Here is a 23045-nt window from a genome sequence, read left to right as displayed (position 1 = left end):
CGACCGGTGTCCGAAGAACCGCCTCGAGCGAACGGCTCACGGGGCTCCCCCTCACGCCAGGACCTGGCGGTCGCCCTGTGGAGCGCGATCCGCCGTTCCGAACAACGACAGGGCCGCGACCTCGACCGCGTGGTGCTGGCGCGGCGGGTCAACATCTCGCCGAGCAGCCTCTACGCCTACCTCCAGGGCCGGACCCTGCTGCGCAGCACCACGCTCGACAGGCTGCTGGACGAGCTGAAGGCCACTCCCGCCGAGAAACGTGAACTCGGCTCGCTGCGGGAGGCCGTCGAGCTGGGCGATCAGCGCAGCCGCACGGTCGAGAGCCGCGCGGTCGAGAGCCGCCCGTCCGGGCTCCCCAGGCCCCGTCAACTCCCACCCGTGACACGTGACTTCGTGGGACGGGCCGCCGAACTCCGCACGCTTGACGCATTGCTCACGGATGGGGAATGCGGCACGCCGTTCATCGTCGTGATCCACGGAACGCCCGGCGTCGGGAAGACCACACTGGCGCTGCACTGGGCCCATCGGCTCAAGGACCGCTGTCCGGACGGTCAGCTCCATGTGAATCTGCGGGGGTTCGACGACGACCGGCCGCCCGATCCGGGCCAGGCCCTCGACGGCCTCCTTCAGGCGCTGGGCGCGGCACCCAAGTCCGTCCCGTGCGACGTGGACGCCAAGACGGCGCTGTTCCGCAGTTTCATGGTCGACCGGCGGATGCTCCTCATCCTCGACAACGCCCGGTCGGCGGAGTCCGTCCGGCCGCTGCTGCCCTCGACCGACGGCGCCCTGGTGATCGTCACCAGCAGGAACCAGCTGGACGGGCTGGTGGTACGGGAGGGCGCCCACCGGCTCGGACTCGACGTTCTCCCCTACCGGGACGCGCTGGCCCTGCTGGAACGGCGGCTCGGTGCGCCCCGGCTGGCCGCGGAGGCTTCGGCGGCCGACGAACTGGTGGAGCTGTGTGCCCGGCTGCCGCTCGCGCTGAGCGTCTCGGCGGCCAAGGTGGGGGCGTCGCTGGAGACGTTCGTCCGCCGCACACGCGATTTCCATGACCGGCTGGAGGCTCTCGGCTCGCACGAGAGTGATCTGGACCTGCGCACTGTGTTCCGGACGTCCTACGCCCTGCTGCCCCGGCCCGCGGCCCGGCTGTTCCGTCTGCTCGGTCTGCACGCGGGTCCCGACATCGACGAGTACGCCTGCGCCGCCCTGCTGGACGAGGACGCCCCGGCCGCACGCGCGGCGTTGAGCGTGCTGGCCTCGGGGAACCTCGTGGGCGAACAGCCCGACGGCCGGTTCGGCTCGCACGATCTGCTCCGGGCCTTCGCGCGGAGCCTCGCCGACGACAGCCCGCCGGACGACCGGGGGGCGGCGGTCTCACGCGTACTGGACCACTACCTCAGCACGGTCGTCCACGCGGGCCGGCACATCCAGGAGTGCCGCACCGATGATCTGCCCTGGGCGCCGCCGCCACGGCAGCTGCCCCCCGTCACGGACTACGGCGAGGCGATGACCTGGTTCACGGCCGCTCTGCCCACGCTGAGGGCGATGATCGCCCAAGCGGTGGCCGAGGGGTTCGACTCGCACGCCTGGCGCCTGGCCTGCGCCTCTTCCGTGTTCCTCCGCCGGACCGGACGGCGCGCGGATCGCGTTCTCATCCAGCACGCCGGTCTGACCGCGGCCCTCCGGTCGGGCTCCCCCGCGGTCGTGGCCACCTCGCAGCGTCTCCTGGCCGACGCCCTGACCCGCATGGGGCAGTTCCCCCAGGCCCTCTCCCTGCTGAGCTCCTCCCTCACGACGTACACGGAACTCAGTGACACGCGTGGAGTGTTCCAGGCTCGTCTCTCGCTGGTCCGCACCCATGAGGCGGCGGGGAACCCGGCCGCGGCGCTGCGGCACGCCGAAGCGGCCTACGGTCTGACGACCGCCCTGGGCGACCGGCTCGCCCGCGCGGACGCCCTGACCCACCTGGCGAAGCAGAAGCAGCACCTGAACAGGTACGACGAAAGCCTCCCGCACGCGCTGCGCGCCCTGCGCCTGTACGTCCGGATCGGCTACGCCGAGGGCGAGGCCGACATCCTGCGGACCATCGGCCGGGCGGAGCAGCATCTGGGCCGTCCCGTGGAAGCGGTGGCCCACTACGAACGCTCGCTGGAACTCGACCGCCTCCTCGGCGACCGGTTCTGGGAGGCCCACAAACTCCAGGACCTCGCAGGGGGTCTCGAAGCCGCGGGTGACCCCGGCGCCGCCCGGCGGCGCCGCGAGGAGGCGTGGGCGGCTTTCGTCGCCCTCCGCCACCCCACCGCCGACCTCATCCGGGCCGAACTCGACGGCGCCGCCCCGGGCGTGCCGGGGACCGCCGGTCAGGACCCGCCCTGATGCAGCAGGCCCAGGATCCGTTCGGCCACGGTCGCCCAGGTCCGCTCGGCCTCCGCGGTACGGCGCATCCGGTCCGCCGTGGCGAACGCCGCGGCCGGGTCGCGCAGCACCGCCGCGATCTGGTGGCCCCACCGCATCACATCGTCGGTGTCGTGCAGGGTCACGGGGACCACGGCGCGTGCGGCCTCGGCCGGGGGAAGGATCTCCCTCAGCAGCGTGCCGAGCCCGCTCCTGCCGCTGACCAGGACCGGAGTACCGGCCACGACCGCTTCCAGGCCCACCAGCCCGAAGCCCTCCGCACGGGACGGCATGAGCGCGAGCGTGGCCCGCGCCAGGTCCTGGTCCAGCCGTTCGGACTCGGCGGAGAAGGGCCGTACGGTGACGCCGAGCGCGGGATCGGCCACCCAGCCGACGACGGCCTCGCGCAGCGCGTCGCAGCCCTCGGGCGAGGCACCGCGCACGAGCAGTTCGACCTCGGGTTCGGCATCGCCCCGAAGGCGCAGCGCATGTGCCAGAGCGCGCGCACCGAGGTCGACGCCCTTGATCTGCCAGGCCTCCATCCTGCCCATGAGCAGCACCTGGAGCGGGCCGCCCGGGGTGGGCCGCCGCCCGGGACGACCGGCGCGGTCGAACCCGGGATCGAGACGCAGCGGCTCTGCGCTCCCGGGAAACACCGACAGGTCCCGCTGGAGCCTCTGGTGCAGTCGGGGCCCGACGGCGGCGGTCCAGGTGGCGCCCCGCGCCAGGTCCAGTTCCAGCCGGGTGCGCGTGTCGGCACGAAGCCCCGCGTCGTCCTCCCGGCCGGGACGCCAGTGCTCCAGCTCGTCCGGTGCCACGTGCACCACCTGAAGGAGCCTGGCGGACGGGTAGTGGTCCTCGACGCAGCAGCGCGCCGCGGGCCCGGTGATCCGGCCGTGGCCGATCACCAGATCCGGCACGGTGCCGTGCGGCAGCGGGGGCCTGCGGAACAGCCCGGCCTCCGGGGCGTGGCCCGGGACTACGGCAGCGATGACCAGCCGCACCCCCGCGGCGGCGGCCTCCCGCATCTCGGCGTCGGTCGCCGCGGTGACGACGCAGCACACATCGGCCCCGGCGCGGGCGAGGGCGAGGCACAGATCGCGGCTGAGGGTGCTCAGTCCTCCCGCGCCGGAGTGCCATTCGGTGGCGAGGACGAGGACTGTCGGTGACTTCTTCTCGGTCGGCATGGGGGTATCCGAGCAAGCCGCCGGCCGTCCGGCATCCGTCGTCCGGGGGTGCTGCCACCCGGATGACCAAGCGCACAACGCGCCACCTGCGGACGTGCTTTGCTTGCCTTCCGGAAAAGCTTCCGGGCCGGAAGCCCGAAGACGCCGTGAGGAGGTGGCCGACCGGATGGCGGACCACAAGCAGCAGCTCTTCCGGCGGAAGATCGCCGAAGCTGTCGCAGAGTTCGGCAGTTATCCGCTGATCGCGAGCAAGGGCGATGTCTCCAAGAGCACCTGGCACGACGTGGCCCACGGCAAGTCCCTGCCGAACGCCGAAACCACCTGGCAGAACATGCTCGTCGTCCTCAGGACACTGCCCGCGGACCGGTTCCACGAGGTCGACTGGAACAGGCTCTACCGGGAGGCCTGCCGGGAGGCGGGCAAGGAGCTCCCGGACGAGAAGCCGCCGCAGGTCCCGGCCGGCCCGGCGGTCACGTCCGGCCCGGCGGTGCCTGGAACGACGCCCGCACGGCTGTACCTCGACCGGGGGCTTGCCTCCGTCCAGGTGTTCGCACTCCCCCCGGTCTCACGGCTGGAGATCGTCTCCCGGGAGCTGGAGGAGAGCGACGGCCGTCCCCTGCTGCTGATCGGGGAGGGCGGACTCGGCAAGAGTGTCCTCCTCGCGGAGCTGGCCAGGCACCTGAGCGGCGACGTCTCCGGTGCCGTCGTCCTCGTCCCCTGCGTCCGGATCCCGTCCCATGCCGACCTGACGACGGCCCAGGCCGCCGACACCGCGCTGGCGGCGGCCGCCGGACTGCCCGAGACGGGCCTGGGCACCTTGGCGAGACAACTGCGTGAGACCTACGGCCAGGTCCACGTTCTCGTCGACACCCTCGACTCGGTACTGACCGAGGACACGGCCGCCGCGCTCACGGACGCGCTCGAAGAGGTCGCCGAGCACGCCCGTCTGGTCGTCACCTGCCGGACCCGCGAGTACGACGACCTGATCGACGACCCGCTGCGTGGCGCCCGGTTCGGCGACCGGCGGTGCGAGGCGGTCCGGCTGCCCGTCCTGAAACGGGAGGAGATCCTCCAGTGGGCCGGCCACTACGTGCGGAGCCTGGACCGCAGCGACCATGAGCGGGAGCGCTTTATCGACCGTCTCTCCGATGTCGTGTCGGCGGCGACCGTCCAGCAGGTCTGCGCGGTACCCCTGCGCCTGGCCCTGGCGTGCGACCTCTACAGCGCGGAGGGCATCGTCCCCTCCGACCTCACCATCACCGGCCTGTACTTCGCCTACTGGGAACGGCGCATCGCCCGCGACCGGGACGGCCGCCGCACCACCGTCGCGGCATCGCGCGAGGCCGCCGCGCTCGCCCTGGCACGCGCCCTGCTCAGGGAGAGCGCCGACCGGCTGGCGCTCGAAGAGCCCGCCGCCCGCCTGCCGTCCGGAGTGGACGCCCTCCTCAGCGAAGGCGTCCTGCAGATCCAGGGCGGACGGGTCGGGTTCTTCCACCAGACCTACGCCGAGTTCGCGATCGCCCTCCTGCTCGCCCGGGAGAGCGTCACCGCGGAACTGGAAGATCTCGGCGGCCGTCTGGCCGACCACCACTCACCGTTCTGGCCCGTCGCGCGGCACCTGCTCCAGATGCCGCGTACGACCGACGAGCGCTTCGCCGAGCTGCGTGCCGTCGTGCCGCTGCTCACCTCGGAAGGCGCTCATGTCCAGGTCCTCGCGTCGCTGGCCCGCGAGGACCCCTGCACACTCCTCGATCTCGCCGCCCGGATCGGCGCACACGACCTGACCCTGCGGAAATCCCTGCTGCCGCTGCTGGGCGACGCCCGGGAGACCTGCGCGGAGGCCGCGCTCCAGATCAGTGTTCCCCTGCTCGAGGAGATCGAGGGCAAGCTGGTCAAACTCGCGGCGCAGACTGTGGGTTCGCTCCTCGCCCGGACGAACTCGCCCCTGCGGCGCAGTCTGTTGATGACGGCGCTCGAGACCGTTCTGCGGCGTCGTGACGACGGCGAACACCACTTGCCGCACATCACCTGGGTACCCCTGCCGCAGGTCCTCATCAGCGGCACTCTGTCCAAAGGACCCGACCCGCTCGTCGAGCAGGGACTGCTGGACCGCTACGCCAGACTCGGTGTCCTCGGCCAGGAGGAGATCCTGCGGACGTTCCTGCGCCGCGCCCGGACCGGGACCTGCGTACCGCCGGAGCAGTGGCGCGCACTCGCGACCGTGGCCCTGGCGACGGAGCTGCCGCCAGGACTGTCCGAGGAGGAAGAGACCGAGCTGATGGGCCGGTTCTGGGAGTCGGCGGAGGTCCGGCACGACCGGGCGTGGGCGCGATGGCAGGACGTGCTGGGTGCCGAGCTGCCCGAACGGTGGCCGCGCGCCCAGGTCCGATTCGTGGTCGAACTGGCCGGCGACCCACTCGTACGGACCGAACTGCTGGACGACCTGCTCCACGACGTCTCGACGGTCCGGCGCGAACGGCTGCTCGCCGTCGCCCGTTTCGTCGCCGACCGCGATCCCGTGGCACTCGTGGCGAGCCTGCCCGCACTGCCCCGCGAACCGTCGCGCGCGATGGTCGGTTTCATCGCCAAGCTCGCCACACAGTGCGCGAAGGAGCTCGGGAGGTCGGCACGCGAAGGACTCATCACGACCCTCGTCGCCGCCGAGCCGGTGGAGCCGCGCAAGGTCTGGCCCGCCATCATCCAGCTCGCCGCCGCGGACCTCGACACCCATGAGGCTCTCCTCGATCGTTTCACCCGGCTCGACCGGGTCCGCGCCGACACGTGGGAGCCCGCCAGGAACAGCGCGCTCAAGACCTGGTTCGACACGGCGCCGTTGCAGTTCCTCCAGCAGCACGCCGCGACCCTGCACACGCTGCTGCCGGCCACGCAGAAGAACGCACGGGTCCGCGCCACGCTGGACGGAAGACTCGCACTGTTCGACGACGAGGCCCGCGAGTCGCTCGGCCGGACCGTGGTGCGCGGTTCCGCCCCGCTGACGGCCAGCGAGGCGATGCGGTCGCTGTGCCGGTCCGCGGCGGAGCTGGACGTCGTCCTGGACGAATCCGGGACCCGCTGGTTCCTCGACCTGCTCGGCACCCCCCATGCCGGGGCCGCCACGGAGATCGCTCGGGCTCTCTCCGACGAGACCCGCCTGCCCGATTCCACGCTCGCGCTCGTGACGCCCTCGGGCGGCGCCCTCCTCGTGCGGCAACGGCTCGAACAGGCCGTCTCCTCGGGCCGCAGCACGGATCTGCCGACCACCCTGGTCGAACTGCTGGCGCGGATGAACCGGGTGGCGCCGCTCCCGCAGGACGAAAGCCGCCGCGTCCTCGACGTGGTCATGGGCCCTGCCCTGCGGATCTCCGAGAGTTCCGCCGTGCCGCTGGGAACGACCGCTCAGAACGAACTCGCCACGGACTTCAGCTGCTGGGTCACCGCGGCCACCCGGCTCGCCCTGTACAGCCTTCCGGCCTCCGAGGTGGCGGCCTCGGCCCGGCTCGTCCTGTCCGGCTGGGATCCCCGCCAGATCGGCAACCGGGTGGAACGCGACGTGGTCATCCTCCTGATCGCCGTGCTCCACCACCACCCGCAGTTCGCCGACTGGCTGGTCACCGATCTGTGGCCCGCCACGGGACCCGGCACGAAGAGGGCGATCGCCGAGGCCTTCGCAGTCCGTGAACGCCGCAGCCCCGGCCACCGCGCCCTCACCCTGGCCCAGTCCCCCGACTGCCCACCCGACCTGGCGCACCGCATCCGCACGTGGCTGCGCCACTGACCCTCCGCGCGGATCGCCGCCGCCGCATCTCGATCTGCCAACTCACCCTTCGTCGGCTCACCGTTGTATGTAGCTTGATCGCCGTTCTAAGCGTTCTCGCGACTCAGGAGCCCCTCCATGGCGATGCAGCGGACCAGCAGCACCGAAAACGTCAGGCAGAGATTCGGGGGCGTGCTCGCCGCCGTATCCGCCGTCCTCCTGCTCGCCGCATGCGACCCGAGCGCCACCGGCACCGTCACCGGCACTCCCGGCGCGAGCGTCACGGCCGGCGCCACCCCTTCGGCGACGGCCGCCTCCCCGACCCCCAGCCTCAGCAGCACCCCGAGCACCGTCCCCACCTCGGCCACGCCGACTCCCGCGGCCACGGCCGGGGCTCCCGCCGTCAAGGCCACCGTGCCGGCCCCGGCCGCCACCAAGCCCGCACCCGCACCTCCCGCTCCGACGCGTACGCGCACCCGGGCCCCCGCTCCCGAGCCCACCGGGGCGAGCACCGACTGCTACCCGCGCTCCAACGCCGGGAACTGCTACAAGGCAGGCCAGATATGCAGGAACTCCGATGTCGGAACCTCCGGCCGGGACGCCAACGGCCGCACGATCCACTGCCGCCAGGACAGCAGCGTCGGACAGCGCTGGGGCTACTGATCCGTTCCCGCGCGATGACCCCCGGCCCCGTGACGGTCAGGTGAAGTTGAAGGTCCGTTCGACGAACGAGAACGTCAAACGGGCCACCGGCGGCTCCTCCTGGACCTCCGGCCGCACGACGACCTGCCCCTGCGCCTGCGTCGGCACGTAGGCGAACAGGCTCTCCGCGCCGACCGGCTCGTGGAGCAGCACGTCCTTCAACGCCTGCTCGACCGGGGCCTGCTGCCCGCCCTGGTGCCGCTCGCAGGGGCCGCCCCCGGAGGCAATGACACAGGGGCGGCCCTTGGCGTTGATCACCCGGCACCGGACTTCCGGATCATGGGTGTGACACAGCCCCGAAGGCCGGGCCTCGATCTGACACCGACTGCCCTTCTTCGTCGCCGCGCGGCACTGAAGCAAGCTCATGCCACCCGAGGCTACCGCCTGTCTCGCGCCGGCCCGCAGGGTGGTGGCATGCGGTGTGTCGTTCAACTGGCGAGCCGATCAGGCCTGTTGGTGGTGGTTCCGGGCACCCGGGCATGCCCGGGTGCCCGGAACCACCGGAGTTCACTCGTCCTGGACATCGCAGTCGGTGTAGACGGTCGGCCTCGTCATCAGGGCCGACAGCTGCTCGGCCAGCGCGCTGGTTTCGGGCGCGCTGCTGTTGGCCATGGCCGCCTCGTGCGACTCGAACTCGACGACGGCGAGATAGCGGCCGGGGTTCGCCCGGTCCCGGAGCAGGGTGCGGGCGGTCGGGGCACCTGTGCGGCCCTGCGAGCGGGCCTGCTCCTCGTAGGTGCGCATCAGGTCGCGCACCTCGTCGATACGCTGCGTCTCGAAGTCGATGATCTGGGCGAACTTCATTCTTCGGTTCCTCCTGGCGTACGGCGGTCCCCGCGGACGCGGATCTTCCCTCCCCCCAGCAAACACCGTGGGAGCACTCCGGCCCTGCTCACACGCCCGTCGCCCGTCGCTCTCCGGTCGGCGGCGGAGCCGGCCGGCCACATACGCGGACGGGTGAGGCCGGCGCCCCCGACGGCCCCGACGGCCGTACCGGCCGGGCCACCCGGGTGACCTTCCGCACCGGTTGGCCCATGCCGGACCGGCGTGGCGACGGCACCGTGGTGCGCGCCGGTCGAGTGTGGACGGATCGTCCGCGACCCGCTGCAGGACGCCTCGCCGGGAGTATCAGTCATGCGTCGTTTCATCCCCGCACTGCCAGTCGCCGTCGCCCTGACCGGGGCCCTCGCCGTCCCCGCGACCGCCGCCGCGGCGGCCGACCCGAGGCCGATCACCTCCCCCTACGTCCAGGCCGCCGCGGATGTGACCGCCTCCGGCGCGCTGAGGCGGGCGAAGAACATCGACTGGGTGCGTCACGTCAACACCGGTCGGTACTGCGTGAATGTCAGCGAGGAGGTCAACCTGGCGTTCAGCGTCGTCTCCGTCGAGCTGCCCAATTCCAACCGCCGCAGCTTCAGCACCGCCCCCAACGGCGTCTGCGGTCCGGACGCCGTCACGGTCTACACCTACGACCTCAGGGGCAACTACGCGGACAACCCGTTCACGGTCGTCGTGTTCTGACCCCGGGTCGGACGCTCCTGAGCGCCGGCGGGGGCGGACCGGTCGGCCGGTCCGCCCCCGCGCCGCGATCGTCCGATCAGATGACGCCCTGCGCCAGCATCGCGTCCGCGACCCGCTCGAAACCGGCGATGTTCGCGCCGGTGACGTAGTCCACGCAGTCCCCCGGGGCGCCGTACCGCTTCGCGGTCTCGTACGCGACGTCGTGGATCGAGCGCATGATGCCGGCGAGCTCGTCCTCCACCCGCTGTGCGCTCCAGGCCACCCGCCCGGCGTTCTGGCTCATCTCCAGGGCACTGACCGCGACACCGCCCGCGTTGGCGGCCTTTCCGGGCCCGAACGCGACCCCGGCCTCCTGCAGGATCCGTACGGCCTCGGGAGTGGTCGGCATGTTGGCGCCCTCGGAGACCGCCTTGACCCCGCCGGCGACGAGCGTACGGGCGTCCTGTGCGTCCAGTTCGTTCTGCGTGGCGGAAGGGAAGGCGATGTCCGCCGGCACCTCCCAGACCCGGCCGCCGGGTACGAACCGCGCCGAGGAGCCGCGCCGGGCGGCGTACTCGCTCACGCGCCCGCGCTCGACCTCCTTGATCTGCTGGAGCAGTGCGAGGTCGATGCCCTTGTCGTCGACGACGTAGCCCTGGGAGTCCGAGCAGGTCAGCGGGTTCGCACCGAGCTGCTGGAGCTTCTCGATCGTGTACTGCGCGACGTTCCCGGAGCCGGAGACCACCGCGGTCAGCCCGTCCAGCGCCTGGCCCCGGACCTTCAGCATCTCGGCGGCGAACAGCACGCTGCCGTAGCCGGTCGCCTGCGGCCGGATCGCGGAACCGCCCCAGCCCTGGCCCTTGCCGGTCAGGACGCCTGCCTCCCAGCGGTTGGTGATGCGCCGGTACTGGCCGAAGAGGTAGCCGATCTCGCGGCCGCCGACGCCGATGTCCCCGGCGGGCACGTCGGTGTGTTCACCGATGTGCCGGTGCAGCTCGGTCATGAAGGACTGGCAGAACCGCATGACCTCGGCGTCCGACCGGCCGTGCGGGTCGAAGTCGCCGCCGCCTTTGCCGCCGCCGATCCCGAGGCCGGTCAGGGCGTTCTTGAAGATCTGCTCGAAGCCGAGGAACTTCACCACGCCGATGTCCACCGACGGGTGGAAACGCAGACCGCCCTTGTACGGGCCGAGCGCGCTGTTGAACTCGACGCGGTAGCCGCGGTTGACGTGCACCCGGCCCCGGTCGTCCTGCCACGGGACACGGAAGAGGATCTGCCGCTCGGGCTCGGTGAGCCGCTCCACCAGGGCCACGGCCGGGTCGGCGTACTCGGGCCGGGCGGCGAAGACGGGGGCCAGGGTCTCGAGGACCTCCCGTACCGCCTGGTGGAACTCGGGCTGCGCGGGATTGCGGCGCTCGATCTCGGCCCGCAGTGCTTCCAGCCTGTCCTTCGAGTCCTTCACGTGTGTCCCTCCAGGGAGTGCGCGGTGCGCAGACGACGGCAGGTCCATGGTGTCCGCGGGGCCGCGAGTACCGGTCGATTCCGAGTGCAGCGCGCTCCAAACGCACGTTTTCGGAAAAGTTTTTCCGGAGTCCGGCCCCTTTCTGGAGGCTACCCCGCACGTCACCGCTCTGGGCAAGGCTTCTGCCCTGCGGACAAAAACGCCTGCCGGCCATGCCCGCCCCACCCCTTGCCGTAGCTATCGATATTCGATAGATTCCGACCGTAAATCGATGGATGGAGGGGTGGGTGGCCATGGGAAAAATGACAGTGTTTGCACTGCGCGCCGTGCTCGTGGTGGTGCTCGCCGGCACGGTGTGTGTACAGGCCTTGATGGTGTGGGCGCTGGTCACCGGCGAGAAGGAGGGGTCGCTCCCACTGACCCCGCTGCGCCTGCTCACGATCCTGGGCATGGTGTCGGCCGAGGTCGCCCTGGTCTGCGTGTGGCGCCTGGTGACGATGGTGCGACGCGGAACCGTGTTCTCCCACACGGCCTTCCGGTACGTGGACGGCGTGATCGGGGCGATCGCGGCGGCTGCCCTCGTGTGGTTCGCGGTCACGGCCGTCAATGCGCCGGGCCAGCGGGAGGACCCCGGCGTCACCGTCATCATGGGCGGGGTCGGCGTGGCCATCCTGGGGGTCGCGCTCATCGTGCTCGTGCTGCGGATGCTGCTCGCCCAGGCTGTCGCGCGCGACGTCGAGGCCGCGCAGATGCAGGCCGAGCTGGACGAGGTCATCTGATGCCGATCGCCGTCGACATCGATGTGATGCTGGCCCGGCGGAAGATGTCCGTGGGCGAGCTCGCGGACCGCGTGGGGATCACGCCCGCCAACCTGGCGGTGCTCAAGAACGGCCGCGCCAAGGCGGTGCGCTTCGCGACGCTGGCCGCGCTCTGCGAGGTACTCGAGTGCCAGCCGGGCGACCTGCTGCGCTGGGAGGCCGAGGATCCGGGTCGACCCGCACCGCACGATCCCGGACCGGCTGACGGCTGACGGCCGACGACAGGCATGCCGCCGCGGGGAACAGCCGGCCGGAAGCACCCCGTAGGCAGGAGGTCGCAGCACAGGCCCAGGGCATTGCCCGCGGCCGAAGCAGAGAGGACCCCGACCGGCCCAGGGGGGAAGGGCCTGGTCGGGGCCGCGCCCCGACCGGCGGGGGGAGCCGGGCAGGGCGGTCCAGGTGCGGGGCGGGAAGGGTGGTCGCCTCGCGGCGGAGGGCTCCGAGGGGCTTCAGCCGAACGATCTTCCCCTCGGGCTTGGGTCGGGCCCGGGGACACAGTCCCTTCCCGCGCCCCGCACATGGATGAACGGTCAACCAATCCGGAATGTTCCCGGCCGTCCCGGAGCCCGGTCCGACCTACTCGTCCTTGGTGGTGAACCGCTGGTGAACCTGCGGTGGTGTCATGGCACCGACCCCGCCACGGCCGGCTCACCCTCACCCTCACCCTCACCCGAGCAGGTCACCCCCTGGCCGGCGGACTCACCGGGAACGACCGGAGGAAGCCCGGGCAGGGGCGTGCTCGGGTCCGACGTACGCAGTCGCGTGACTGCTCAGGGATGCTGTGGGGCGTGGGGGCTCAGCGAAAGACGCAGACGCGTCGGGTCCTCTGCCTGTACGTGCACCCGCTGCCCCCAGTGGGCGGTGAGGCGGTCCGCGACGGCGACCAGCCGGCGGCGGTCCTGCGGCGTGTACGCCGGGTAGCGCGCCCAGCCGCGGTCGGCGATCGCGTTGCCGAGTTCGGTGAACAGCAGGGCCCTGAAACGCTGCTCCTCCTCGTCGGTGAGCGGCGCGGGACCGTCGTCCGCCGGGCGCAGCCGGACGTTGTGGAGGTCACGTAGGGGTCGGGGGTCCATGCGCGCGAGCCTATCGGGCCGACCCCGCCGCCCGGCACAGCACAGCACCGACCGGTCCGCGCCCGTGCGCTGCACACTCATGGTGGGGTTCAAGGGATCACAGGTGTTCTCTCCGCAGGGCTTTCGGCCCGTCGAGATGGCGACGGAGGAATGCGACGGCCTGGTCCGCCTCGCCTTGCCGCACGAGGTGCTCGGCGCGTGTGACGGCACCCGTCAGGGTCCCGTCAGGGGCTTCGTCTCCGGCAGAGTCGGAGACCCCGTTCCCGTAGTCGTAGTCGTAGTCGTAGGTCGAGAAGAGCTCCGACAGTCGCTGCACGATGTATCGGGAGACGGGTCCGGCCGTGCGGATTTCGGCGACTGCCTGGTCGGGGCACCCGCGGTAGGCGTGGACCTCGGCGCGCTCCAGGAGCCGCTCGTCGGGCGTGCCGCCGTGGCGGGCGTAGAAGTCGTCGATGTACGCGAAGGCTTGGTCGGACCGCCCTTCATCCACGAGCAGGCGGCACAGCGGGCGGATGATCCACTCCGGATCACCCCCCATGGTGTGCGGGATCGGGCGCAGAGCCTCGATGGCCTCGCTGCGTCGGCCGTGACGGGCCAGGAGCTCGGAGAGGTGCAGCGCCACGTGGGGATTGCCCTGGGCGTCAGCCGCGCGAAGGGTGTCGACCGCCTCGTCGATCCTCTGCCGCTCCTCCAGGTGGTCGGCCAGGGCCGCCAGGGCGTACTCCTCGCCTCCGTCTGCGGCGAACCTCCGCAGTTCGGCCTCGCGGCTGTGGCGGGCGAGGAGCCGGGCGAGCTGCTGTGCGTGGTCGGCGTACATCACGCCGTCGACGTAGACGTGGCGGTGGAGGAGGCTGACGGCCTCGTCGACGCGGCCCTGGCGTTCCAGCAGAGTGGCGTGCAGGGGGACGGTGTCCCAGTCGTCCGCCCGCCACGGCTCGAAGGGATCCGTCGGCCCGACGCTCACGGCCGGGAGCAGGGCAGCGATCTCCTCGTCGCGGCCGTGGCCGGCGGTCAGCTCCACCAGGGTCTCGGCCAGCGACTGGTCGGCGGCGCGCGGTCCGAGGAGGGCGATGACCTCGTCGATACCGCCTTGTCGGGCGAGCAGTGGCGCCATCTGGCGGAGAGCCTTGCGGTCTCCGGAGTCGGCGGCCCGGCGGAGCAGGGTGATGGCTTCGTCGAGGCGGTCCCAGTCGGCGAGCATCCCGGCGACCGTACTGACCGCCTTCATCCAGCCCGTGGCAACGAACGGTTCGAGCAGCGCCAGCGCCGTTTCCCGGCCTGTGGGCCCAGGGTCGTCCACGAGCGCGGCCTGAGCAAGGCCATGCGCGCAGAACCAGTCCCCAGCCGCGGCCTGCCTGCGCAGGATCCCGAAGTGGCCCTGCTCCCTGAGCAACGAGGCCACGGTCGGCGGTATCCAGCCGTCGTAGGTCCGGTAGCGGCGGTCAAGGTCGACGGCTTCCATGACCGCGAACCCTATCGGAACGCAACGGGCGTCCTGGGGCGGCGACGGGCTCGGACCCGGTCCGTCTACGGGTGGCCGAAGAAGTGGACGGACGCATCCGGCTCCGCCGTGAACACGTCCCGTCCGCCCTTCTCCCGGTGCTCGGCCATCCGCTCCCGGCGCACCGCCGACGGACGCGGTCGCCGGGGGCAACGGCGCTGCTCATAGGCCGACTTCGGGTCGGTGCGCTTGACGGGCGGGCTGCTGAGCGACAGCCTTGGCCGGAGTTACCGGCAGGTAAGCGGTGAGGGTGAGGGGACACGTGGTGGCCATCGACAGGAACGACGCGGCGGGCAGGGCGCAGGACCGGGACGACACCGAGTTGATGTTCCTCGGGGTCGAGCGGCAGGCCGAACAGGTGCGCGCCGGCAAGATCACCTCCCGCGCCCTCGTCGAAGCCTCGCTGCGCCGCATCGCCCGTACCGACCCGGATCTCGGGGCCTTCCGTAGCGTCATGGCCGAACAGGCCCTCGCCGAGGCCGACGCCCGCGACGCGCAGGAGTCCACCGGCCCGCTCCACGGCGTGCCCGTCGCCGTCAAGGACGAGCTGGACGTCGCCGGGCAGGTCACCACCTTCGGCGGGGCCGCCAACCGCACCCCCGTCGCCGCCGATTCCGAGGCCGTACGCCGCCTGCGCGCCGCCGGAGCCGTCGTCATCGGCAAGACGGCGATGCCCGAGTTCGGCCAGTGGCCCTTCACCGAATCCGCCGCGTACGGCCGCACGCTCAACCCGTGGGACACCACCCGTACGCCCGGCGGATCCAGCGGCGGCAGCGCCGCCGCCGTCGCGGCCGGTCTGGTCCCGGCGGCGCTCGGCGGGGACGGCGGTGGTTCCATCCGCATCCCGGCCGCCTGCTGCGGTCTGTTCGGCCTCAAACCCCAGCGCGGCCGCGTCTCCACCGCTCCCAACCCCCACCTCTGGTACGCCCTCGGCACCGTCGGCCCGCTGACCCGGACCGTGCGCGACTCGGCCCTCCTGTACGACGTCCTCGCCGGCACCACCCCCACCGACCGCTGGAGCGCCGGCCCCGGCGCCGCGGGCACCGGCTGGGTACGGGCCCTGGAGACCCCGCCCGGCAGGCTGCGCATCGGCTACTCGGCCAAGCCGGCCGTGCCCGGGGTGCGCCCGCATCCGGCGCACGTCGAGGCCCTGCTGGAGACCGTACGGGCGCTGCGCGAACTGGGCCACGACGTACGGGAGGTCGACCCCCGCTACCCCGACGCGACGGCCCCGTTCGTCGCCCAGTTCTGCGGCGGCGTCCGGGCGGAGGCCGCCGCGGTGCAGCGCCCCGACCTGCTGGAGCGGCGGACCCGCACGGCCCTCGCGCTGGCCCGACTGGTCCCCGAATCCGCAGTGGAACGCGGGATCAGGGCGGGCGAACGGCTGGCGGAGCGCGCCGACCGGATGTTCACCACCATGGACCTGCTGCTGACCCCGGTCATCGCCGAGCGGCCCCGCCCGGCGGGCGCGCTGGACGGTGCCGGACTGCTGACGGCGATGGTGCGCTCGCGCCCGATGGTCGCCTACACCGCCCTGTGGAACGTCACCGGGCACCCGGCCGCGTCCGTCCCGGCAGGTGTCGGCGCGGACGGGCTGCCGCTGGCCGTGCAGCTGGTCGGCCGCCGCGACGACGAGGTGGGCGTCCTGCGGGTGGCGGCGCAGCTGGAGGCCGTCCGGCCGTGGGCGCAGCACCGGCCGCCCCTCCCGACCGCGTGAGCTGCCGCCGCCCCGGACGCGACTGACGCCACCGGCCCGGCAGGATCACCGTGCGTCGTGCGGCCGGACCGTACCGGGTCCGCCGCCGACGGTGAGCCGGACCGGCGCCGTCGCCGGCGGTCGCGGCAGGCGCAGGCCCGGACCGCCGGGCGTGATCGAGCCGAGGACGCTCGCGTGCCGGGCGCCGGTGCACGAGGGGACGGTGCCCGGCAGACCGTGCGCGGTGAGCCAGCCCAGCACGGCGAAGGCGTACGCCTCCTTCGCCCCCGCGGGCAGCCCGAGTTCGTCCGAGGACCGCACCACGCATCCGCCGGCCCCGCCCAGTTCCTCCCGCAGCCAGTCCATCAGCACCGGGTTGCGCGTCCCGCCGCCCGACGCGATCACCTCGGTCGCCGCGAAGGGCCGGATCGCGTCGGCGACCGTCCGGGCCGTGAGCCGCGTCAGTGTGGCGACGACGTCCTCGGCGGGCAGCGGCCCGCACGAGTCCAGCGCCGAGCGCAGGTAGGGCAGGTGGAAGAGTTCCTTTCCCGTCGTCTTCGGCGCGGGACGGGCGTAGTAGGGGTCGTCCAGCAGCCTTCGCAGCAGGGGCGGGTGGACCGCGCCCCGCGCGGCGAGAGCTCCGCCCGCGTCCATCGCGTACGGCTCGCCCGAGGCGTCGCGCCCCGCCAGCGCGCGCACCGCCGCGTCGATCAGCGCGTTGGCGGGGCCGGTGTCGAAAGCCAGCGGTTCACCTCCGGTCCCCTCCGCCCTGCCTGCCCCGCCCACCCGGCCTGCCCCGCCCGGCACGACGGTCACGTTCCCGATCCCGCCCAGGTTGAGTGCGACCGGTACTCCGGGCCGTCCCCGCAGCCACATCACGTCGACGATGCTGACGAGCGGCGCCCCCTGTCCCCCGGCTGCCACGTCGCGGGTACGGAAGCCGGAGACGACGGGCCGGCCGGTCGCCTCGGCGATCCAGGCCGCCTCGCCGATCTGGAGCGTGCCGTGCACCCGGCCGTCCTCGGCCCAGTGGAAGACCGTCTGTCCGTGCGACGCCACCATGTCGGCCCGCCCGCCGCACAGCTCCTCGTCCGCCCGCACCGCCGCCGCGGCGAAGGCCCGTCCGATACGGGTGTCGAGCCGGCACACCGTGGCCAGGTCCGCCCCGGCGGGCGGCAGGGCCCCGGCCAGGTCCGCCCGCAGATCGTCGTCGTAGGCCGCGCTGATCATCCCCAGGGGCGTGAGCACCAGCGTGTCGCCGTCGAGGCAGAGGTCGGCCGCGGCCGCGTCGATCGCGTCGTACGACGTGCCGGACATCAGCCCGACCACGCGCAGGCCGCTCACCGCAGCGCCCGCCGGTGGTCGTCGCCGCGCAGCGTCAGCAGCGCGGCGACGCTCACCGCGCAGGTCGCCGCTGCGTAGTACCCGGGGACGTCGACGTTCCCGGTCCGCTCGACCACCTCGGTGATGATCAGTCCGGCACAGCCCGCGAACACGGCGTTGGACAGCGCGTACGCAAGCCCGAGCCCGGTACAGCGCACCCTGGCCGGGAACATCTCGGCCAGCATCGCCGGCCCCGGACCCGCCATCAGCCCGACGCAGGCCCCCGCGGCGAACAGCGCCGCCCCCTTCACGTACGCCGGCCCGTCGGAGTCCTGCACCAGGTGCAGCAGCGGGAGGGCGAGTACGGCCACCAGCAGGGCGCCGGCGACCATCACCGTCCGCCGCCCGATCCGGTCGCTCAGCCTCCCGGCGGGCAGGATCGACGCGGCGAAGCCGAGGTTCGCCAGGACGGTGCCGAGCAGTGCCCGCTGGAAGGTGGTACCGAGGGTGCTCTGCAAGTACGAGGGCAGAACCACCAGGAAGGTGTAGCCGGCCGCCGACCAGCCCATCATCCGCCCGACGCCCAGCACCACGGCCCGGACCGTCTCCCCGGAACGCGGGCGGGGGCGGGGCCGGCCTTCGGGCGCGAGGGCGGGCGGCGCGTCCGGGGGCAGCCGGAGCCGCAGCCGCAGCGCGACGAGCCCCAGCGGCAGGGTCAGCAGGAACGGCACCCGCCAGCCCCACCCGTGCAGCTGCGACGGGGTCAGTACGCTCGCCAGGACCACGGCCACGGCGGCTCCCGCAAGCAGGCCGAGCGCGACGGTGAACGATTGCCAGGCCCCGTACAGGCCCCGGCGGCCCGGTGGCGCGGATTCCGTCATGACCGAAACGGCGCCGCCGAATTCCCCGCCCGCCGACAGCCCTTGCAGGATCCGCAGCAGGGTCAGGAGCCAGGGCGCGGCCGCGCCGATCGAGGCGTACGTCGGCAGCAGGCCGATCATTGCCGTGGCACCGGTCATGAGGCAGACGACCAGGACGAGCGCGGGACGCCGGCCCACCCGGTCACCGAACCGCCCGAACACCGCGGCCCCGACCGGCCGGAAGAAGAACGCCAGGGCGAACGACGCGTAGGCCCTGACGAGCCCCTCGACCTCGCTGCCGCCCTCCGGAGTGAAGAACTGCGCCGCGATGACGGTGGCGAAGTAGCCGTAGATCCCGAACTCGTACCACTCGATGAAGTTGCCGACGGATCCCGCCACCAGCGACCGGCGCGCGTCCTGCGGCCGGGCCGTCGCAGCAGGCCGCACCGGACCGGGGACGGGTGTGGTCATGGATCAAGCGTGCTGACCCCCGGGCGGCTCCACAAGTGCCGTCCGCCATCTGCCGTACACCGGTGCGCCGGGGACTCAGGCGCGCCGGGCGCCCACCAGCCGGAAGGCGGCGAACAGGGCGACACCGGCCAGGACCAGGACCAGCGAGCTCTCGAGGAGCTGCGTCGGCCAGAAGTGCGCGACCGGGTGGAACTCCGCGTACCGGCCGATGACGTCCATGTCCGCCGGGCAGACGCTCAGGTCCTGGCTCCGCTCCAGGCAGGCGTACCCGGGCAGGCGCTCACCCGTGGAGGTGACCAGCCCCGTGTCCATCAGCAGGGCGGAGGCCGACATCAGGTCCAAGAGGCTCCCCTCCAGCGGTATCGTGCCGGTCTGCACGGGAAGCAACGACCATCGCAGCGCCCCGAGGCCCAGCAGCACCAAGCCGGTGAGCATGCCGGTGAGCGCCATGGCGACCAGCGTCCGCCGGACCAGCTGGCCCACGAGCACGCCGAGGGCCACGCCGAGCAGGCAGTAGGCGGCGAGCACCGGGCCGGAGACCTCGTACGTCGCGCGATCCGCCCAGTGGAGCTGGTACGTGCCGGGCACCTGCACCCAGCCGAGGCGGTAGACCCCGGCGAGTGCGGCCGAGCCGAGCACCGACACCGCTGCCGCCACCAGGACCTTCGAGCCGAGCCAGGCCCTCGGGGTGGTCGACTGGGTGAGGGCGAGCCGCCAGGTGCCGCTCTCCAGCTCGCGGGCCGTCATCGGGCCGGCCACGAACGCCCCCATCAGCAACGGCAGGACCAGCAGGCCTGTACCGGCGTACTCCATGAACCAATACAAAAGCTCGTAACCGTGGTTCGGCGGCGGTGCGTCCGGCCGGCCCGAGTGCGGGCCAACGGCCCAGGAGCGCAGGGCGATCACGACGACGAGACCGACGGCCACGACGGCGGGCACCACCCACAGCGCGCGCCGGTGCTGGCGGGCGGCGACCCAGTACGGGCCCTTCAGTGTCAGGCTGCTCATACCCGCACCCCCGTCGCGGTGAGGGAGTCCTCGGTGAGGGAGTCCTCGACGGTGAGGGACGGGGTATCGGGAGAACGCAGATGGGCGAGCAGGAGTTCCTCCAGGGTCGGGTGCGCCGTCTGCCAGACCCGGCCGTCGACGGGTCCCCGCAGTCGCACGAGGGCCGTGAGCTGTCTGCCGGTCGTACGGGACTCGACGACGGTGTGGTCGGCCAGTCCGGCGGAGGCGGCGGCGGGGCCGGTGAGCAGCCGGTGGGCCGCGACGACCTCGTCGATGGGGCCGCACAGGCGGATCCGGCCGCGGTCGGCGAGCAGGAGGTGGTCGCAGGCACCCTCCAGCTCGGTGAGGATGTGCGAGGACATCACCACGGACGTGCCGTTGTCGGCGGCATCGGCCATCAGGGTGCCCATGAGCTCGCGCCGGGCGAGCGGGTCGAGGTCGGCCATCGGCTCGTCGAGGAGCAGCAGGCCGGGGCGCTTGCCGAGGGCCAGGGCCAGGGCGACGCGGGTGCGCTGCCCGCCGGAGAGCGTACGGACCCTGGTGTGCGGGTCGAGTTCCCCGGCCCGGACGATCCGCGCCGCCGTTGTCGCGTCCCAGCGCCCCGGGTTGAGCTCACGGCCCATCCGCAGGGTCTCGTCGACGGTGAGCTGCGGGTAGAGGGGCTTGTCCTGCCCGACGTACGCGAGGGTCTCGCGCGGCGACGTGCGCAGGGTGCCTTCCGTGGGGAGGACGAGACCGGCTGCGAGGCTCAACAGGGATGACTTGCCGGCGCCGTTGGGTCCGACGAGCGCGCACACCCTGCCTTCGGGGAGGCGGAAGGAGCAGTCGCGCAGCGCCCAGCCTCCCCGTCGTCCGTAGCGCAGCCCGAGGCCCTCCGCCTCGATCACGGTTTCCGTCATGCTTCGCCGTCCCCCTCGAAGTGTCTTTCCAGTACGGATGTGAAGAGCGCGGCCACGTCGTCGCGTTCCAGTCCGGCGTCCCGGGCCCGCCGGGCCCAGTCGGCGAGTTCGTCGTGCAGCGGAGAATCGGCCGGGGCGCTGCCGCTGCCCAGGGACTTGCGGATGAAGGTGCCCAGTCCGCGCTTCGCCTCGACGAGGCCTTCGCGTTCCAGTTCGCGGTAGGCCTTGAGGACGGTGTTCGGGTTGATGGCGGTGGCTTCCACGACTTCCCGCGCCGTCGGCAGTTTGTCGCCCGGCACCAGCAGGCCCAGGCGCAGGGCCTGTTTGGTCTGCTGGACGATCTGCACGTACGTGGCGATGCCGCTGCGCCGGTCGATGCGGTACTCCAGCACGCCAACACCACCCTTTCACTAAGCAAGTAGTGGAAGGGTGCGTCACGACGGACCTTCTGTCAACTCGCCTCGAAGGCGCAGGAGATGAGGGGCACATATCTGCGGCGCCCGCTCACAGGTGCTACCGGGGTGCGCCGCTCGGCAGGCGACCTACCGGGCCGGGCGGGTATCGGGCAGGATGACCCGGCGCGCCGGAGGGCGCCCGCGGCGGTGGCCCCCCGCCCGGTCCCGACCGTGATCCGGAGGTCCCCGTGACATGGCACGACGCCCGGGCGCGGCGTGACGAGCTGTACCGCGACCCCTATCCGCTCTACGACCGGGCCCGCCGGGCCGAGGGGCTCACGTACGTACCCGAGTTCGACGCGTGGCTGGTGGCGCGCGACCAGGACGTACGGGAGGTACTGCTGCGCGCGGAGGACTTCTCCTCGGCCAACTCCCTGCTGCCGGACATCCCCCTCTCGGAAGCGGCGCTCGGCGTCCTGCCGCGGGGGTTCGGGCCCCGGCCCACCGTCGTGTCCTCGGACGGCGCCGCCCACCGCCGGCACCGGGCCCCGCTGAACCGGGGGCTGTCCGCCGCCCGGGTGGCAGCGCTGCTGCCGTACGCCCGCGCGTGCGCGGAGGAGTTGGTGGACGGGTTCGCGGCGGACGGGTCCGCCGAGTTGGTGGAGGCGTACGCCCGGCAGTTGCCCGGGATGGTGGTCGGACGGCTGATAGGGCTGGACCCCGCCGACGTGCCCGCGGCCGTGCACGGCGGCTACCGGGCCGAGGAACTGCTGTTCCGGCCGCTGTCGCCGGAGGGGCAGGCGGCTGCCGCCGAGGACGTGGTCGCGCTCCAGCACCTGCTGGACGGGTACGTCCGCGACCGGCGCGCCCGGCCCCGGGACGACATGTGCTCGACCATGGTGGCGGCCCTGGCCCCCGGTGACGCCGAGCTCACCCTCGAACAGCGCCACGAACTGGTGACGAGCCTGCAGAACCTGCTGATCGCGGGATTCCTCACCACGAGCGCCCTCATCGCCACCATGCTGCTGCACCTGCTCGGCGACGACGACGGGCGGCAGTGGCGGATGCTCCGCGCCGATCCGTCCCTGGTCCCGGCGGCGGTGGAGGAGGCCGTCCGGCACGACACCGCCATCCAGGCCTTCCGACGGATCACCACCCGGCCGGTGACGCTCGCCGGAACCGAACTGCCCTCGGGGGCCGCCGTGCTGGTGGCGTACGGCTCGGCCAACCGCGACGAGGAACGGTACGAGCGAGCAGCGGATTTCGACATCACCCGGCCCGGCAACCGGCAGCACCTCGCCTTCGGGCACGGGCCGCACGGCTGCCCCGGTTCCCAACTGGCCCGTGAACAACTCCGTCTGACTCTCGAGTTGTTCATCCGCCGGATGCCGGATCTGCGACTGGACCGGGACCGTCCACCGCCGCGGATGCGGCCCACACTGATCCACCGCTCACCGCAGGCCCTGCACGCCACCTGGTGATGCGTACCCGGGTGACCCGGCGCCGCCCCGTCCCGTCGAATCCGGGGACGCGGCGGGGCAACCCGACACGGCCCCACGGCGTCCTCCCGTACAGGACGCGCCGCCCGGGAGGCGGTGCGTGTACCGCTGAGAGGAACACGTGATGAGCGAGAAGGCCCGGCGCCTGTTCGACGCCCTCGACCTCGATCAGGACGGCACGCTGACCCGCGCCGAGGTCATCGGCGCCCTGCGCTCCAAGGGTCCGACCCTCGCGGCCCAGGGGGCGATCCCCTTCTGGGGCGTCGGGGACATCCACGACTCCTCGGCGCTCTTCGACGCGGCCGACCAGAACGGCGACCGCGTACTGACCTTCGAGGAGTTCGCGGCGGTGGTCAACCGCCGCTTCGGCTGGTAGCGGCCGATCCGCCCGAGACCGGTCCGCCCGGACGCCGGTCCGCCACGACCCGGTGCTGCCCGCGACGCAGCGGACCGGTGCACCAACTACCGGAACCGGTCCGGCGGTCCGGGGCGGGGGCGGTCCG

General features: G+C 72.6%; 20 protein-coding genes. 9 read left to right on the top strand and 11 right to left on the bottom strand.

From position 1 onward, the window contains the following. Positions 1–6 precede the first annotated feature (6 nt). Positions 7–2376 carry an ATP-binding protein gene (locus tag OG373_RS36760; RefSeq protein ID WP_405443043.1) on the top strand — a complete coding sequence of 790 codons (2370 nt, stop codon included), beginning with the start codon at positions 7–9 and terminating at the stop codon, positions 2374–2376. Here the strand turns inward: OG373_RS36760 and OG373_RS36755 are convergent. Further along, on the bottom strand, positions 2361–3581 hold the full coding sequence (locus OG373_RS36755; RefSeq protein WP_405443042.1) for a glycosyltransferase family 4 protein: 1221 nt from the start codon (positions 3579–3581) through the stop codon (positions 2361–2363). The two genes, OG373_RS36760 and OG373_RS36755, sit on opposite strands and share 16 nt — an antisense overlap. A 166-nt stretch (positions 3582–3747) precedes the next feature. Between OG373_RS36755 and OG373_RS36750 the strand changes: the two genes are divergently transcribed. After that, the gene (locus OG373_RS36750) at positions 3748–7356 is read left to right on the top strand and encodes a hypothetical protein (protein ID WP_405443040.1); all 3609 of its coding nucleotides are present in this window, start codon (positions 3748–3750) and stop codon (positions 7354–7356) included. A gap of 171 nt (positions 7357–7527) precedes the next feature. Then, the gene (locus OG373_RS36745; RefSeq protein WP_405443038.1) at positions 7528–7998 is read left to right on the top strand and encodes a hypothetical protein; all 471 of its coding nucleotides are present in this window, start codon (positions 7528–7530) and stop codon (positions 7996–7998) included. Between the two features lie 36 nt (positions 7999–8034). Here the strand turns inward: OG373_RS36745 and OG373_RS36740 are convergent, their stop codons facing one another. Together OG373_RS36740 and OG373_RS36735 are read right to left on the bottom strand one after the other, a co-directional pair. Next, a complete protein-coding gene (locus OG373_RS36740; RefSeq protein ID WP_405443037.1) occupies positions 8035–8469 on the bottom strand; it encodes a hypothetical protein in 435 nt (144 codons plus the stop codon). Positions 8470–8544: 75 nt separating this feature from the next. After that, complete coding sequence (locus tag OG373_RS36735; RefSeq protein WP_405443035.1) at positions 8545–8841, bottom strand: hypothetical protein; 297 nt, start codon at positions 8839–8841, stop codon at positions 8545–8547. A 330-nt stretch (positions 8842–9171) separates the two neighbouring features. Between OG373_RS36735 and OG373_RS36730 the strand changes: the two genes are divergently transcribed. After that, the gene (locus OG373_RS36730; RefSeq protein WP_405443033.1) at positions 9172–9558 is read left to right on the top strand and encodes a hypothetical protein; all 387 of its coding nucleotides are present in this window, start codon (positions 9172–9174) and stop codon (positions 9556–9558) included. Between the two features lie 76 nt (positions 9559–9634). On the opposite strand, the gene gdhA is transcribed toward OG373_RS36730, so the two are convergent. Beyond that, entirely contained in the window at positions 9635–11047 is a 1413-nt protein-coding gene (gene gdhA, locus OG373_RS36725; RefSeq protein ID WP_405443032.1) for an NADP-specific glutamate dehydrogenase, read from the bottom strand. 245 nt (positions 11048–11292) lie between these two features. Between gdhA and OG373_RS36720 the strand changes: the two genes are divergently transcribed. Together OG373_RS36720 and OG373_RS36715 are read left to right on the top strand one after the other, a co-directional pair. Next, positions 11293–11778 (top strand): DUF2975 domain-containing protein, encoded by a 486-nt coding sequence (locus tag OG373_RS36720; RefSeq protein ID WP_405443031.1) that lies wholly within the window; start codon positions 11293–11295, stop codon positions 11776–11778. Next, the gene (locus OG373_RS36715; RefSeq protein ID WP_405443030.1) at positions 11778–12029 is read left to right on the top strand and encodes a helix-turn-helix domain-containing protein; all 252 of its coding nucleotides are present in this window, start codon (positions 11778–11780) and stop codon (positions 12027–12029) included. Before OG373_RS36720 ends, OG373_RS36715 begins: the two co-directional genes overlap by 1 nt. Positions 12030–12587: 558 nt before the next feature. Here OG373_RS36715 and OG373_RS36710 read toward each other — a convergent pair. Beyond that, positions 12588–12890, bottom strand: coding sequence for a hypothetical protein (locus tag OG373_RS36710; protein ID WP_405443029.1), 303 nt, complete (start codon positions 12888–12890; stop codon positions 12588–12590). A 97-nt stretch (positions 12891–12987) separates the two neighbouring features. After that, positions 12988–14352 (bottom strand): tetratricopeptide repeat protein, encoded by a 1365-nt coding sequence (locus OG373_RS36705; RefSeq protein WP_405443027.1) that lies wholly within the window; start codon positions 14350–14352, stop codon positions 12988–12990. A gap of 304 nt (positions 14353–14656) precedes the next feature. Between OG373_RS36705 and OG373_RS36700 the strand changes: the two genes are divergently transcribed. Beyond that, positions 14657–16108, top strand: coding sequence for an amidase (locus OG373_RS36700; RefSeq protein WP_405443026.1), 1452 nt, complete (start codon positions 14657–14659; stop codon positions 16106–16108). 45 nt (positions 16109–16153) lie between these two features. Here the strand turns inward: OG373_RS36700 and OG373_RS36695 are convergent, their stop codons facing one another. From OG373_RS36695 to OG373_RS36675, 5 genes are all read right to left on the bottom strand, one after another. After that, positions 16154–17422 (bottom strand): anhydro-N-acetylmuramic acid kinase, encoded by a 1269-nt coding sequence (locus OG373_RS36695; protein WP_405444334.1) that lies wholly within the window; start codon positions 17420–17422, stop codon positions 16154–16156. Positions 17423–17427: 5 nt separating this feature from the next. Further along, a complete protein-coding gene (locus OG373_RS36690; protein ID WP_405443025.1) occupies positions 17428–18741 on the bottom strand; it encodes an MFS transporter in 1314 nt (437 codons plus the stop codon). A 75-nt stretch (positions 18742–18816) separates the two neighbouring features. Beyond that, positions 18817–19749, bottom strand: coding sequence for an ABC transporter permease subunit (locus tag OG373_RS36685; protein WP_405443023.1), 933 nt, complete (start codon positions 19747–19749; stop codon positions 18817–18819). Beyond that, entirely contained in the window at positions 19746–20648 is a 903-nt protein-coding gene (locus OG373_RS36680; protein WP_405443021.1) for an ABC transporter ATP-binding protein, read from the bottom strand. The genes OG373_RS36685 and OG373_RS36680 overlap by 4 nt, the downstream gene beginning before the upstream one ends. Continuing rightward, positions 20645–21040: a GntR family transcriptional regulator gene (locus tag OG373_RS36675; protein ID WP_405443019.1), complete on the bottom strand. Its 396-nt coding sequence runs from the start codon at positions 21038–21040 to the stop codon at positions 20645–20647. The genes OG373_RS36680 and OG373_RS36675 overlap by 4 nt, the downstream gene beginning before the upstream one ends. 251 nt (positions 21041–21291) lie before the next feature. On the opposite strand from OG373_RS36675, the gene OG373_RS36670 reads away from it, so the two are divergent. Further along, positions 21292–22524 carry a cytochrome P450 gene (locus OG373_RS36670; protein ID WP_405443018.1) on the top strand — a complete coding sequence of 411 codons (1233 nt, stop codon included), beginning with the start codon at positions 21292–21294 and terminating at the stop codon, positions 22522–22524. A gap of 142 nt (positions 22525–22666) precedes the next feature. After that, a complete protein-coding gene (locus OG373_RS36665; RefSeq protein WP_405443016.1) occupies positions 22667–22918 on the top strand; it encodes an EF-hand domain-containing protein in 252 nt (83 codons plus the stop codon). Positions 22919–23045: the final 127 nt, after the last annotated feature.

It is taken from the genome of Streptomyces avidinii, from assembly GCF_045161815.1.
GTDB classification, from domain to species: domain Bacteria; phylum Actinomycetota; class Actinomycetes; order Streptomycetales; family Streptomycetaceae; genus Streptomyces; species Streptomyces avidinii.
Note: the sequence above shows the minus strand (reverse complement) of the source record. Positions and strands in the feature narration are given on the sequence as shown.